This is a genomic window from Neisseria sicca, assembly GCF_014054945.1.
Taxonomy (GTDB): Bacteria; Pseudomonadota; Gammaproteobacteria; order Burkholderiales; family Neisseriaceae; genus Neisseria; species Neisseria sicca.
Map to the genome: position 1 here is coordinate 1373248 of NZ_CP059566.1, position 14774 is coordinate 1388021.

A 14774-nucleotide genomic window follows, 5' to 3' on the forward strand; every position below is an offset into this window, starting at 1 on the left:
CTGGTTTAAAGTTAATCCACTATAAAAACCAAAAGGTCGTCTGAAACCCAATACCATGATTTCAGACGACCTTTAAACAAAAACAATCGTGTCTTATTCCGAGTATGTAAACTTCGCGCGTTTGACGTTGCAAAAAATTTCATACGGAATCATACCGGCGGCTTCGGCGACTTCGTTGATATTGACGACATCGCCCCATAATTCAACTTCTGCGCCCAAGCCTTCTTGGGAAGCATCGAGTTCTACGGTAATCATGTCCATAGACACCCTGCCGATGATGCGGCTGCGTTTACCTTCTATGGCAACGGGCGAATTCGTCGAGGCTCGGCGCGGATAACCGTCGGCGTAGCCGCAGGCAATCAGACCAACACGGGTGGACTTGCTGGTGTAAAACGTTGCGCCGTAGCCGATGGGAGAATGAGGTTGCAGGACGCGTTCGCCGAATACGCGGGAAGTCAGGCGCATGACAGGCTTCAGGCGTTCGTCCACGCCGCCGAACGGAGAGATGCCGTAAAGCGCCAGTCCGGCACGCCCCCAGTCGCGGCGCGCTTCGGGCACGTTCAGGATGGCGGCTGAGTTGGCGAGGCTTTCTTCGCCTTCCAAACCTTCACACGCCAAATCAAAGGCTTCAAGCTGCATTTCGGTCATGCCGTTGTCGGGCTCGTCGGCGCAGGCGAAGTGGCTGAATTTGACGATGCTGTCAACGTGTTTGCATTGTTTCAGGGCGGTGTAGGCGGAAGTGTAATTGTGCGGGAAGAAGCCGGCACGGTGCATACCGGAATCCATTTTGAGCCAGACTTTAACGGGATTTTGCCAATGATGGGCGATTAAGGCTTCGAGTTGCCACTGGCTGCCGACGCCCGGCCACAAATTATATTTATCGACGATAGCGTATTCCGTCGCTTCAAACACGCCTTCGAGCAATACGATGGGATTGGTAATGCCGCTCTCGCGCAATTCGACGGCTTCGTCCACGGTGGCGACGGCAAACCCGTCGGCAAGGTTGGACAATGCGTGGGCGCACCGTACCGCGCCGTGTCCGTAAGCGTCTGCTTTAATGACGGCAAGCATCTTGCCGCCGTGAATCTGTTTCAGGGTTTGATAATTGTGGCGCAGATTGTCCAAACGGATTCGGGCATTTAATGGACGCATGATTTGTTCTTTCTGTTAATGAAGGTCGTCTGAAAATGGATGTTCACGTTTTCAGACGACCTTAAAATATGGCTAATGCTTATAATTATAGGCTTAAAGACGCATTTTTTAAATATCCGATGCGCCCGCCCAATTAATTATCTTATTAATGGACAAGCATCAATCCGACTAACCTAAGATAAAAATCCCCAAATATTGGACATTTGAACGAATCGTCCAAACGAAGTTCTTGGTGTGAAAATACTTTTCGCAGGAAGCCTGCTTTTACTCAAAATCAAAACCGGTTTTTCAATTCCCGCAGCGCCGCGAACACTTCCAAGCCGCTGTTCAATCGCTTCCCTGCCAATTCCTCAACCCGTTCGCGGACATGGGGCAAATCGACCCGTAAAAACGGATTGATTTTGCGCTCATGCGCAAGAGTTACGGGCAGGGTCGGCGTATGTTCCGCCACGCCTAAAGCCGCTTGAATATCGTGATTCTCCGGTTCGATAAATTCGGCAAAACGCAGATTGGCGGCGGTATATTCATGCGCAGGATAAAACAGCGTTTCTTCGGGCAGCTGATTGAACCTTTGGAAACTGTCGTACAACTCCTCTATCGTTCCCGTAAACACCCTGCCGCAGCCGGCGGAGAATAAGGTATCGCCGCAGAAAACGTGCAGACCTTCGGCGTTTTCCAAAAGATAGCTGACGTGACGGTCGGTATGGCCGGGCGTCGCCCACACGGTAACCAGCCCGTCGCCGAAAGGAAACTGCGTACCTGCCGTCACCGTATGCGTTGCCACATCGATATCCGTCTCACCGTACACGGGCGATTCCATAAAGCCGTTTTTGAGGGATTGAACTCCGCCAATGTGGTCGTGATGCAGATGGGTAACCCACGTTTGCGCCAGCATCAGGCGGTTGCGGACGAGGAATATCAAAACGGGCGTGGCATCGGATGGATCGACGCAGGCGGCGTAGTTGCCGTCTTGAATCATCCAAATGTAGTTGTCGTTTAGGGCTTGGACGGGTGTAATTTTCATAGGATTTCTTTTGTAGGGTAGTGGTTTGAGATGCGGCTGAACCATGAAGCCGTATGGTATAGTGGATTAACTTTAAACCAGTACGGCGTTGCCTCGCCGTACTATCTGTACTGTCTGCGGCTTCGTCGCCTTGTCCTGATTTAAATTTAATCCACTATATTTACAAAACAGTTTAACAGAAATGGCTTGAACGTTATTGGTATGCTTGATCGGCGCAGACCAAAAAGGTCGTCTGAAAAGTGGTTTTCAGACGACCTTTGCTCATTTCCGACAACTTTTAAATCAGTTCCAAGTCCGGGCCGGCGTTTTGGGCGCGGCGACTGCGCAGTTGGATGTCCAAACGCAGGTCGTGGGCGGAGTCGGCGTTTTTAATGGCGTCTTGGAAGCTGATATCGCCACGTTCGTACAGCTCGTAGAGCGCTTGGTCGAAGGTTTGCATGCCCATGGCGGTAGATTTTTTCATCATTTCTTTGATGCCGTGGATTTCGCCTTTTTGAATCATTTCGGAAATAATCGGCGAATTGAGCAGGATTTCCACTGCGGCTACGCGGCCCTTTCCACCTTCACGGAGAATCAGGCGTTGCGAGATGAAGGCTTGCAGGTTGAGCGACAAGTCGGTCAAAAGCTGGGTGCGGCGCTCTTCGGGGAAGAAGTTGATGATGCGGTCGAGCGCTTGGTTGGAGTTGTTGGCGTGCAGCGTGGCGAGACAGAGGTGGCCTGTTTCGGCGAACGCCAAGGCGTAGTCCATGGTTTCGCGGTCGCGAATCTCGCCGATGAGGATGACGTCCGGCGCCTGACGCAGGGTGTTTTTCAGCGCGGCAAACCAGTTTTCGGTATCCACGCCGACTTCGCGCTGGGTAATGATGCTTTTTTTGTGTTGATGGACGAACTCAATCGGGTCTTCGATGGTGATGATGTGGTCTTGGCAATTTTCGTTGCGGTGGTCAACCATCGCGGCGAGTGAGGTGGATTTGCCCGAGCCGGTACCGCCGACGAAAATCACGAGGCCACGTTTTTTCATCACCACGTCTTTCAAGACGGGGGGCAGATTGAGGCTGTCAAAATTCGGAATTTTGCTGGTAATGGAGCGGAACACCAACGCCGTCGCGCCGCGCTGCACCATGGCATTGACACGGAAGCGGCTGGTGTCGGGCAGGCTGATGGCGAAGTTGCATTCGTTGGTGGAGGAAAACTCTTCGATTTGTTTGGTGGACATAATCGAAAAAGCGATTTCCATACATTTTTCGGAGGTCAGCGGCTCGTCGGTAATCGGCGTGATTTTGCCGTCCACTTTCATCGCGGGCGGAAAATTGGTGGTGATAAAGAGGTCGGAGCCTTTGTATTTGTTCATATGGCGCAGCCAAGTGAACAATTCGTCTTTTGCGCTGGGAGGATTGGTCATCATGATATTGGATAATTTCGGTGGTTATTTTATTAAAATGGATTATATCAAATAAATCATGATACATAAAAATGGCATGATTACCGTATCGAATAATAAGACAGGCGGGCAATATAGCGGATTCAATACGGGTATGGAATGCCGCCGCTGCTGTTATAATACCGCCCACAATTTCATGGAAGGATAAAAAATGTCTGTACAAACAGTAGCGGCCATCGGCGCGATGGAGCAGGAAATCGAGCTTTTGCGCGATGCAATGGATAATGTCAAAAGCGTGTCTTTCGGTAAGTTTACCGCCTACGAAGGCGAGATAGCGGGCAAACGCATGGTGTTGGTATTGAGCGGCATCGGCAAGGTCAACGCTGCGGTTTCAACGGCTTGGGTTATCCATCAATTCGCGCCTGACTGCGTCATCAATACCGGCAGCGCAGGCGGCTTGAGCAAGGGTTTGAAAGTCGGCGACGTAGTAGTCGGCACGGAAATCGCGCACCATGACGTCGATGTAACGGCGTTCGGCTATGTTTGGGGACAAGTGCCGCAACTGCCCGCCGTATTTGTTTCAGACGACCTCTTGGTCGGCAAGGCAAAACAAGCGGCGGAAGTGTTTGAAGGCGCGGCGGTAGAGCAAGGTTTGATTGTCAGCGGCGACCGCTTTGTACACAGCAGCGAAGGCGTGGCAGAAATCCGCAGCCACTTCCCCGAAGTCAAAGCGGTGGAAATGGAAGCAGCGGCGATTGCGCAAGCCTGCCACCAGTTGAACACGCCTTTCGTCGTGATTCGCGCAATGTCCGACTCGGCGGACGAAAAAGCAGACATCAGCTTTGAAGAGTTTTTGAAAACGGCGGCGGCAAGCTCGGCGAAAATGGTGGAAAAGATTGTCGCGTCGCTGTAAAACACGCATAAAATCATGCGGAAACAGTAAATTTCCGCTAGAATGTCAGGCTATTTCACTTTGCCTGAAGGTCGTCTGAACGGTCTATTTGATTTTCAGACGACCTTTTCAGAATCACTGCTTATCTTTCAAAATAACAATATGAAAAATATCCGAAACTTCTCCATCATTGCCCACATCGACCACGGCAAATCGACGCTTGCCGACCGCTTCATCCAATACTGCGGCGGCTTGGATTTGCGCGAAATGAGTACGCAGGTGCTCGACTCCATGGACATTGAAAAAGAGCGCGGCATTACCATTAAAGCGCAAACCGCCGCGCTCAACTACAAAGCACGCGACGGGCAGGTGTATCAGCTCAACCTGATTGACACGCCGGGACACGTCGACTTCTCTTACGAAGTTTCCCGTTCGCTTTCCGCCTGCGAAGGCGCACTTTTGGTCGTTGACGCATCGCAAGGCGTGGAAGCGCAAACCGTGGCGAACTGCTATACCGCGATTGATTTGGGCGTCGAAGTCGTGCCTGTTTTGAACAAAATCGACCTGCCCGCCGCCGACCCCGAACGCGTGGAGCAAGAAATCGAAGACATTATCGGCATCGATGCCGTCGGCGCGGTGCAATGTTCCGCCAAAAGCGGCATCGGCGTGGAAGACGTTTTGGAAGAAATCGTTGCAAAAATCCCCGCGCCGACCGGCGACGAAAACGCACCGCTGCAAGCGGTTATCGTTGATTCGTGGTTTGACAACTACGTCGGCGTGGTCATGCTGATTCGTGTGAAAAACGGCACCATCAAGCTGAAAGACAAAGTGCGCTTTATGAGTACCAAAGCGGAAACGCAGGTCGAGCAACTGGGCGTATTTACACCGAAATCCGTTCAAAAACAAGAGCTCAAAGCCGGCGAAGTGGGCTTTTTGATTACCGGCGTGAAAGAATTGGGACAGGCGAAAGTCGGCGATACGGTGACTTTGGTTGCCAACCCCGCCTCTGAGCCGCTGCCCGGTTTCCAAGAAGTGCAAAGCCAAGTATTCGCGGGCCTCTACCCTGTGGAAAGCCACGACTACGAAGCTCTACGCGACGCTTTGGAAAAATTGCAGCTTAACGATGCTTCGTTGAAATTCGAGCCTGAAGTTTCTCAAGCATTAGGCTTTGGCTTCCGTTGCGGCTTCTTAGGCCTGCTACACTTGGAAATCGTTCAGGAACGCTTGGAGCGCGAGTTTGACATGGATTTGATTACCACCGCGCCGACGGTGGTTTACGAAGTCGTGTTGAAAAGCGGCGAAAAAATCGAAGTTGAAAACCCGTCCAAACTGCCCGACATCGGCAGCATCGAAACCATTCTCGAGCCGATTATCACCGCGACCATCCTCGTGCCGCAGGAATACGTCGGCAACGTCATGACTTTGTGTAACCAAAAGCGCGGCGTGCAGGTCAATATGCAGTATATGGGTCGTCAAGTCATGCTGACTTACGATTTGCCCATGAACGAAGTTGTAATGGACTTTTTCGACAAACTCAAATCCACTTCGCGCGGCTATGCCTCGCTGGACTACCATTTCAAAGAGTTCCAACCGTCTGATTTGATTAAGCTCGACATCATGGTCAACGGCGAAAAAGTCGATGCCCTGAGCCTGATTGTGCACCGCCAAAGCGCCGTTCACCGAGGCCGCGAACTGGCAGCGAAAATGCGCGAGCTGATTCCGCGCCAAATGTTCGACATCGCCGTCCAAGCCGCCATCGGCAGCCAGATTATCGCCCGCGAAAACGTCAAAGCCCTGCGTAAAAACGTCTTGGCGAAATGTTACGGCGGCGACATTACCCGTAAGAAAAAACTTCTCGAAAAACAAAAAGCAGGCAAACGCCGCATGAAACAAGTGGGCAACGTGGAAATCCCGCAAAGCGCGTTCTTGGCGATTCTGCAAGTGAGCGACAAATAATGAGCACAAATTTAATCTACGGCGCGATTGCCGCCATCGTTATCGGCATTTTCCTTTATTTCATAAGCAGCAAAGAACGTCAGGAAAACGGAGAATGGAGCTCCGGCCTGCAATGGGCGTATCTTTTGTGCATGATCGGCGTCTTCGGCATCCTGTCCTTTTACATGAGCTTTACCGCCGTATTGCTGATATTTGTCGTATTCACCGGCATTGTTTGGGCAATCCACAAAGGTCGTCTGAAAAAAGACCCGTCGCACCAGGACAAAGCCCACTTCACCGACTACATGAGCGGCTTTTTTCCGATCATTCTCGTCGTATTTATCCTGCGCACCTTTATCGCCGAGCCATTCCAAATCCCGTCCAGCTCCATGCGCCCGGGCCTGGTTAAAGGCGACTTCATCCTCGTAAACAAATTCGCCTATGGTATCAGAACCCCGATTATCAACAACGTCCTGATTCCGACCGGACAAATCGAGCGCGGCGACGTCGTCGTGTTCAACTACCCCGTCCAACCTGAAATGAACTACATCAAGCGCATCGTCGGACTGCCGGGCGATACCGTTGAGTACCGCGACAAAGTCCTGACCGTCAACGGACAAGTTGCCCCCGACCAACCGAACGGCACCTACTCCTACCCCGACGATACCGAACCGTCCGCAATCCACAACCCCGAACTTTTTCAGACGACCCTCAACGGCAAAACCTTCAACATCCTGAAAGAGCCCGGACAACCCTCCGTCTTCATTCCTTCGCTGGACAACTACCGCATGAAAATCATGCCTGAAAACGGTTATTCCGTCGAACAAAGCGGTTTGGAACACTGCCAATACGCCGAAGACGGCAGCGGCTTTACCTGCAAAGTGCCCGAAGGCCGTTACTTCGCAATGGGCGACAACCGCGACAATAGTGCCGACTCCCGCTACTGGGGCTTTGTGGACGATAAACTTATCGTCGGAAAAGCCTTCTTCGTGTGGATGAACTTCGGCGATTACAGCCGCATCGGCAGCAGCATCCACTAAGTTGCCCGTTTCATTCCGATAAAACACAAGGTCGTCTGAAAACTGATTTTCAGACGACCTTGTGTTTTATGGTAATTCTTAACGAATAAACCTCCCCTCTCTTCCTTACTTCAACTGTGACATCCTTAAATTTCATATAGCAAAGTTTACTCGTGCAAAAAATACATTCAAATTACTCATTTACCATTTTTAACTGAGCTTAATCAAACCCGAATATTTGTATTTGTTTATAATATTACGATAGCGTAAACACTGCTTATGTTTGTTTTTATCACCTACGAAATCACTGCTTATTATTTTTAAAATATTGCGTAGCAAGTCTAGATCAGAATGGCAAGACCATACTGATTTAAACTTAAACTACTATGAATTTATTTTTCAACCAGTAAGGATTATTTATGCACACTCAAAATAAATCACCTATTACTCATTTTGTTCTAAGCGGTATTTGCGTTGCAATTTTAGCAGCCTGCGGCAGTTCAAATGGAGGTGGAGATTCACCCAAAAATCTATCTGTAGCCCCAAAAAACAACGTCAATAAAGATGACGCAAAAAAAGACAATACCAACAAAAACAACTCTAGTAAGGATAATTCTGACAAAGGTACTACCAATAAAAACAATTCCAACAAGGTTAACACTGACAAAGGAAATGCCGACAAAAATAATGCCAATAAAGATAATAAAACTAACACTAACAAAGAAACATTATTATTAAATAAAGGCATTCAGGATAAACTGACCACACTAAAACTAAGTGATGTAATAAAAACTGAACAATTCAATCAAACTGAAGTGAATACCGGTTTCATTGCAAATAACTTAAGTGCGACCCCATTATTAGAGACAGCTAAAGGTCCACATGATCACCCTACCTCTCACCTTTTAACATCCGCTTATAGAAAAGATAAAACCAAACTTTTGCGCCCTCAAACAGTTATATTAGGGGGTGTAGCAACGCGTTACTTTACCAACTATACAGATGGTTATGTTGCGAAGAGAGCCGGTTATGACGAGATTGATACGCCATTAAGTGCAAAAAATCTGATTGGTGTAGATAAACGCAATAAAAATGGCATCTTAGTTAAAAATGGCAGGAGCGTTAACATCTTAGATCAAACTGCCAGCAAACTGGAATTAGATAGTGTAGGCGGTAGCCGTTATACAAAATGGTTTAATAATTTTGCTACTAATGCCGATAATGAAACTGAATTGGATAAAGGCCGCCGTGTATTAACAGATGTGAAATACAAATTAGATGCAAATAATAATCCTGTATGGACTGTAACTACCGAACCCAGCAGCGGTTATCAATATGCACATTCTTTAAATCGTTATTTTAACAATAATCCAGACGATGAATTATATGTTAACCAAAACGGTGAATATGCATATCGTTTTACATTAAAAAAATCAACTACATTTGAAGTCAGTGCAGAATCAGCAAAAACCCATCCGGAACGTGCAGAGGCGCTCAAAGCATTAGGGTGGTCTGCTGGCAAGCAATATCACTTCGCACCAGGTAGCTACTTTATGGTTACACAAAAAGATGGCAGCCTAAAAATTGTAGCCGATAACGGACAAATGACGCAGGTATCCTTATATTCAGTCCATGTCGGTATTGATGACAATAAAGCATTGGGTGCATTCCAAAATAAACGTGTAATTGCCGAAATGTTCAGTGCATTAAACTATGGCAAGACAAATGAAATTCGTGCGATTTATACCTATGACGTTGGACAAGCCAATGGCTTCAACCAACAATATCTCTCATTAAACGCATGGCGCTATAAAAATGGCGATGGCACTTATGGACTCAATAATCCTTTTAACATCGGCATTTTCGACCGAGTTGCTACTGAAAATGGTATAGTTGCCAATGTCTATGACATGAAGACTAAAAAAGGTTTATCTGCCAAATATACAGGCGTTGCCTATTCTAGCCGAGATGGTAAACAAGACGGTGTGATGAATATGACTGCACAGTTCCATGAACCAGATATGGCTTACAACAATACTGTTTCAAGCAATAACGTTACCTTCAATGGCGCGATTACCAACCGTCGCCTAGATGACAAACGTAATGTATATTTTGCCAGCGGTAATGTAAAAACAGAGAGTGGAATGCCTTCTGCAAGCGCGGGGCAAAAAGTTTCTCTAGTGGGTAGAAGCCAAGTTGCTCAAAATGTTACTGTCTGGATGGAAGGAAAAAAACCAGGTGAAAATAAAGTAATTTATGGTCAAGGTAACGTACGTTTTGCCGGTCCAAATGCTGAAGAAGTCGGTGGTTTGTTAAAAATCACTACCAGCCATGGCGAAAACAATATCGGTTTCATTGGCAAACGCTAAGACGCTTACCCAAAGAAATAAGCAGCAGAAGCTTTGCATCTGCTGCTTATTATTTTCCAAGCAAACCCCTCTGCAAATAAACAAAAGCGCAATTGGAGGGGCAACTTAAAATATCCTGAATTCTCTGAAAAATATACTCATGAAATCTAATCAATTCATTTTTATTGCGGGCATATTATTTCCCATAATGGTTACTGCCGAAACAATTGCTAACCCTGAAACTGAAGCCGATCGCCAAATGGAAAGGATACAAGAAATGGCCATTCCTAAACCACCGGAGGTAGGCACCTCCCTTTTGAATGGTGTCAAGGCTTCTTTGAATGAGCATACTCAGACATTGACATTAGATGATCTAGCCAAACAACCAGAGCTGGCCGAACCTTTGTTAAATCAAGCATTGCAAGCGCGAAACTATATTGCTGCAGAGCAACTCTTGCCTATATATCGTAAATGGAATGGGTATGACCCAATTTTATTGGATTATGCGCAAGGCGCAATTTGGCGTTCGCAAGGAAAGCATAAAAAAGCCATTACACTTTACCGTAATATCCTTGTTCGACATCCTAATCTTGTTGCCGTCCGTCTAGACTTGGCTGCTATGCTTTATGAGGATAAGCAAACCCGTAATTCACAACATGAATTTAATGCTGCCAAAAAGCAAGGTTTACCAGAAGATGTCCTTCCTACTATTGCCCTTTATGAAAACGCTATGGGGCAAAATAAATGGCAATTTTCAGGCAGTCTGAGTTACACCCAAGACAACAATATCAACAACGTTTCAGCTGAGCGTGAAATCCATCTTCCTCAATTTGATAACTTGGCTTTTGAAAAAAATTCTGACTATCTGCCACAAAAAGGGCATGGTTTTACCTACGCCCTATCCGTTGATCGCGATATCAATCTCAAAGGCAACCATTATTTCGCTCTTTCAGGCGATGTCGACGGCGTCAGCTATTGGGATAATCATGATTATGATGATCAAACGGCAAAAGTCAGTCTAGGTTATAAAAATAAAAGTTTTAAAACAGATAGTTTTGTTATGCCATTTTTAGAAAAGCGTCGCTACGGAAATCATCCTTATTACACGCGTACAGGTGTAGATTTAGGTGCTTCACGTTGGATAAAACCAAATTTACGCCTATCTGCCAACGGAACCTTTGCACAAAAAGATTATGCCTATACCAAACAACAAGGGAAAGATTATCAGATTGGATTTGGGACGACCTACCTGATGAATGATAAAACCTATTTCTTAGGAGGTTTGAGTTATGCGCGTGACAAAGTTGAAAATTTCGCAGGCAGCAGCTCCAAACGGATAGGAGGTTACTTAGGTTGGGGGCAAATTTGGGGTGAAAATTTCAATAGTCGCCTTATCATCAATCACTACAATGAACGCTTTGATGGAAAACATTACGTCTTTACCGACCGTCATCGTACAGATAATGTCGTGGTTACCAATTTAAGCCTCTGGCACAATAAACTTAGTTTTCTAGGAATTACGCCGAGATTAAATTGGCGATATACAAACAATAACAGCAATATTAACGAACTTCATAGTTATACTAAAAATCGCGTATTTATAGATTTTGAGAAAACGTTTTGAAAAAATTTGATATGCACGCACTTTAACTAAATCTATCGAACTTAGTTAAAGGGTCGTCTGAAAGCACATCAGTGCATACAGCAATTAAAAAAGCTGAGTTCTGTCACATACAGAACCCAGCTTTTTATTTAATCCACCAAAGCAGGCTTTTATGAGTATCCAATATTTTGGAGTGACCCAGTGTTTTCAGACGACCTCTTTCCTCAGCCGATTAACTGTTTCAACACTTCCGCTTTGGCTTTATCGTAATCCTCTTGGGAAATCAAACCACCGTCCAACAGGGATTTGAGTTTCGTCAATTTTGCCTGCGGGTCTTCAGAGGTCGTCTGAACGCTTTGGGCAGGTTGTGCTGCGGGCTGCATCATGCCCGCCATCGCGCCAGCCATTGCCTGACCGACGCCTGCGCCCACTCCCAAGCCTGCGCCGATTCCGGCAAGTCCGCCTTCGTTTTGCGCGGCAAGCGGGATGGATTCGGCGGTTTGGTATTGGGTGTAGCGTCCCAAGTCGCCGATGACGCCCATGGAAATTTTCTTATCCAAGGCTTCTTGGATGGCGGCAGGCAGAGTGATGCTTTCGACGGTAAAGTTTTCCAGCGTCAAGCCGAGTTTGGCAAATTCCGCGCCGAGCAATTCGCCGATTTTTTGCGACAGCAAAACTTGGTTTGCTGCCATGTCCAAAAACGGAATGCCTGAGCTGCCGAACGCCGCCGCGAGTTGGGTGACGGAGATATTGCGCAACTGGGTTTCCAACTCGACGCCGCTGTATTCTGCCGCTACGCCGCTGACTTCTTTGAAGAATTTTGTCGGATCGCTGATGCGGTAGGCGTACATGCCGAACGAGCGCAACTGCACCGCGCCGAACTCGGCATCGCGCACGGTAACGGGTTGCGACGTACCCCATTTCCGCGCAAGCTGTTGTTTGGTATTGAAAAAGTAAACATCGGATTTAAACGGGGATTCAAAGAGTTTGTCCCAGTTTTTCAGGTTGGTCAGCAGCGGCAGCGTTTGGGTATTGAGCGTGTAACGCCCCGGTCCGAACACGTCGGCGGTTACGCCCTCGTCGACAAACATCGCCATCTGCGCCTCGCGCACGGTCAGGCTCGCGCCGTTTTGGATTTCCTCGTCGGCAATCGGGAAACGCCACATCAGCAGGCTGTCGTCGGGATTCGGCCATTGGATGACGTCGATAAACTGTTTCTTGATAAAGTTGAACATTGCGGTTCCTTATTTTGAAGAATGGGTAACTTGTCGGTTGTAGACATGACATAAGGGCAGAAAACGTATGTTTTCTTCAACCGATTATAAAATCAGGTTAAACACCGGCATTTCTAAGAATATCGGCATAGCGTCGGACTACTTGCCGCCTGTGCTTTGTGTAGACGGTCAGGTTTGCGCTATTGCGGGGATTTTCGCCGCTAATCGAAAAATGCCCATCGGGAAAATCGTCGGATGAAAAATCTGAGCGGTTGATATATCCGCCAAGCGGTAATTGTTGGGTTTTGTTGGGTCATTATAGAATGGTTAGTGCAATTTCTCTAACTTATCATATTGATTCTAACAAAGAAAAGGAATATACATGCAAAAAACTACCCATTTCTGCTTCGCCGTTTTGGCATTGTCTGCCGCCGTCTGCACACAGGCTGCCCGTCCTGTCGAGTTTACCGTGGGTACGGAATATTACAAAGAGAACTATCGGGAATATAAAGACGGCGAGCGCCTTATGCGTCAAAAGGGAAACCTGTGGTCTCTGACAGGCGGCGTCAAATATCGCTTTAACGACCGCCATGCGGCAAAATTAGAAGGACGCTACTCCCGAGGCAAGTCGGATTACACAGGAAGGTATCAGGACGGAAGAGGCAATGTAACGGAATACGGCACTGCCACGTTCAACGGCTCTCCGCGCCGCGTCTATGATGTCCGCGCCTTATATGAATATACGCACCCGATTAACGACCGTGTCAGCCTGACTGCCGGAGCGGGCGTGGGGCATCGCGTTTTGAAAGATTTGGGTTCCCGCGTCGTAGCAAACAATTACGACCGCAAAAACCGGACCACTTATGCGCAAATCAATGCCGGTGTAAACATCGCGCTTCCTGCCGGTTTCGAAGTTTCACCCAATATCGCCTACAACCATTCCCTGAGAGGCCGTCAGCATTCTTATCGCGCCCATCAGGACATTGAAATGAAACAGTCGAGCGGACACGGCATCGAAGTCGAAGTACCCGTATCTAAAAAATTCGCCAACGAATCTAAAATAAGCGTCGTTCCGTTTTATCGCGGCTGGAAAGTCAAAAAATCGGATACGGCCCTCGTCTATCTGCCAGACGGTATATATGGTTCAACCGAACCTAAAAACTACACCCATGAAGCTGGTGTAAAAGTACGATATACGTTCTGATGCACTGACGGTGCGTTTACCTTTTCAGACGACCTTGCAGACAGGCAGGTCGTCTGAAATTTTTAGTATAGTGGATTAACTTTAAACCAGTACGGCGTTGCTTCGCCTTAGCTCAAAGAGAACGATTCTCTAAGGTGCTGAAGCACCAAGTGAATCGGTTCCGTACTATAGTGGATTAAAATAAAAATGAGACAAGGCGGCAACGCCCGCCGTGTACGGGTAGTACATAAGGGCGTTGGCAACGCCGTATCATTGCAATTTTAATCCACTATATCTGTACTGTCTGCGGCTTCGTCGCCTTGCCCTGATTTAAAGTTAATCCACTATATTTATGGAAACACTCAACTGTCCGAACCCAAGAAAACAGAAACATCAGGTCAGACAAGCCGCATTCAAGATGCCGATGGATACGGACACCGCGCCAAACAGCGCGCCGACGGCGACGTTGTTGCCGATGAGTTCCTCCGTTGCGCCTTTAATCATCATCGTGGCGGCGAAATACACCAAAATCTGAATCACCGCCGCTGCAAGACCCCACAGGATAAAATCAACGAAACTGACGCTATGGGCAATGCTGGATGCGAGCGTCAAACAAAATCCGACCAGCGCGCCGCCAAACGACAAGGCGCAGGCAAGATTGCCGTTTTTAATCAGCCGCAATTCTTCCGCAGGCGTAATCCGCAGATACACCGCGCCGAAAACGGCAGTCATCGCCACCCCCGCAAGCATATATTGCAGGTAAAGCAGGTATTGGGGCAGGGAAATACTCACGATAGGGCTTCCTCGGTATTTTGATATAATGGATTATGCCACAACTCTAAGCCATCTGAAATTAAAGGGGGGGCACCGCAAACCGGTCCTTCCTTAAAAAACGGTTTTTGACTCGAAAAACCATACATTCAATACCCAAGGCAGCGCGGCAGGATACGCATTTCGGTTCAAAACATACCGTTTTACACATCAAGCCTCTCTATTGTCGAATCATCCGTTTTTCAGATTTCA

General features: G+C 47.6%; 11 protein-coding genes. 6 read left to right on the plus strand and 5 right to left on the minus strand.

What is annotated here, in order from left to right; genetic code table 11:
• Positions 1-93: 93 nt before the first annotated feature.
• From alr to H3L95_RS06675, 3 genes are all read right to left on the minus strand, one after another.
• Positions 94-1152, minus strand: coding sequence for an alanine racemase (gene alr, locus H3L95_RS06660; RefSeq protein WP_003759041.1), 1059 nt, complete (start codon positions 1150-1152; stop codon positions 94-96).
• Positions 1153-1426: 274 nt separating this feature from the next.
• A complete protein-coding gene (gene gloB, locus H3L95_RS06665) occupies positions 1427-2176 on the minus strand; it encodes a hydroxyacylglutathione hydrolase (protein ID WP_003759036.1) in 750 nt (249 codons plus the stop codon).
• Between the two features lie 277 nt (positions 2177-2453).
• A complete protein-coding gene (locus H3L95_RS06675; protein WP_003759034.1) occupies positions 2454-3581 on the minus strand; it encodes a PilT/PilU family type 4a pilus ATPase in 1128 nt (375 codons plus the stop codon).
• Between the two features lie 187 nt (positions 3582-3768).
• Between H3L95_RS06675 and H3L95_RS06680 the strand changes: the two genes are divergently transcribed.
• The 5 genes from H3L95_RS06680 to H3L95_RS06700 all read left to right on the plus strand — a co-directional run bounded on the left by H3L95_RS06680 (position 3769) and on the right by H3L95_RS06700 (position 11375).
• Complete coding sequence (locus tag H3L95_RS06680; RefSeq protein ID WP_003759032.1) at positions 3769-4470, plus strand: 5'-methylthioadenosine/adenosylhomocysteine nucleosidase; 702 nt, start codon at positions 3769-3771, stop codon at positions 4468-4470.
• Positions 4471-4611: 141 nt separating this feature from the next.
• Positions 4612-6405, plus strand: a complete 1794-nt coding sequence (gene lepA / locus H3L95_RS06685; protein WP_036490455.1) for a translation elongation factor 4 — start codon at positions 4612-4614, stop codon at positions 6403-6405.
• Positions 6405-7424 (plus strand): signal peptidase I, encoded by a 1020-nt coding sequence (gene lepB, locus H3L95_RS06690; protein WP_003759029.1) that lies wholly within the window; start codon positions 6405-6407, stop codon positions 7422-7424. Before lepA ends, lepB begins: the two co-directional genes overlap by 1 nt.
• Before the next feature lie 398 nt (positions 7425-7822).
• Positions 7823-9772: a hypothetical protein gene (locus H3L95_RS06695; protein ID WP_003759025.1), complete on the plus strand. Its 1950-nt coding sequence runs from the start codon at positions 7823-7825 to the stop codon at positions 9770-9772.
• A 139-nt stretch (positions 9773-9911) separates the two neighbouring features.
• The gene (locus H3L95_RS06700) at positions 9912-11375 is read left to right on the plus strand and encodes a surface lipoprotein assembly modifier (protein WP_003759024.1); all 1464 of its coding nucleotides are present in this window, start codon (positions 9912-9914) and stop codon (positions 11373-11375) included.
• A 203-nt stretch (positions 11376-11578) separates the two neighbouring features.
• On the opposite strand, the gene H3L95_RS06705 is transcribed toward H3L95_RS06700, so the two are convergent.
• Positions 11579-12589 carry an SPFH domain-containing protein gene (locus H3L95_RS06705; protein ID WP_003759022.1) on the minus strand — a complete coding sequence of 337 codons (1011 nt, stop codon included), beginning with the start codon at positions 12587-12589 and terminating at the stop codon, positions 11579-11581.
• Between the two features lie 361 nt (positions 12590-12950).
• Between H3L95_RS06705 and H3L95_RS06710 the strand changes: the two genes are divergently transcribed.
• Positions 12951-13772 carry a DUF6850 family outer membrane beta-barrel protein gene (locus H3L95_RS06710; RefSeq protein WP_003759018.1) on the plus strand — a complete coding sequence of 274 codons (822 nt, stop codon included), beginning with the start codon at positions 12951-12953 and terminating at the stop codon, positions 13770-13772.
• Positions 13773-14144: 372 nt separating this feature from the next.
• Here the strand turns inward: H3L95_RS06710 and H3L95_RS06715 are convergent, their stop codons facing one another.
• The gene (locus tag H3L95_RS06715; RefSeq protein ID WP_003765161.1) at positions 14145-14543 is read right to left on the minus strand and encodes a DUF350 domain-containing protein; all 399 of its coding nucleotides are present in this window, start codon (positions 14541-14543) and stop codon (positions 14145-14147) included.
• Positions 14544-14774: the final 231 nt, after the last annotated feature.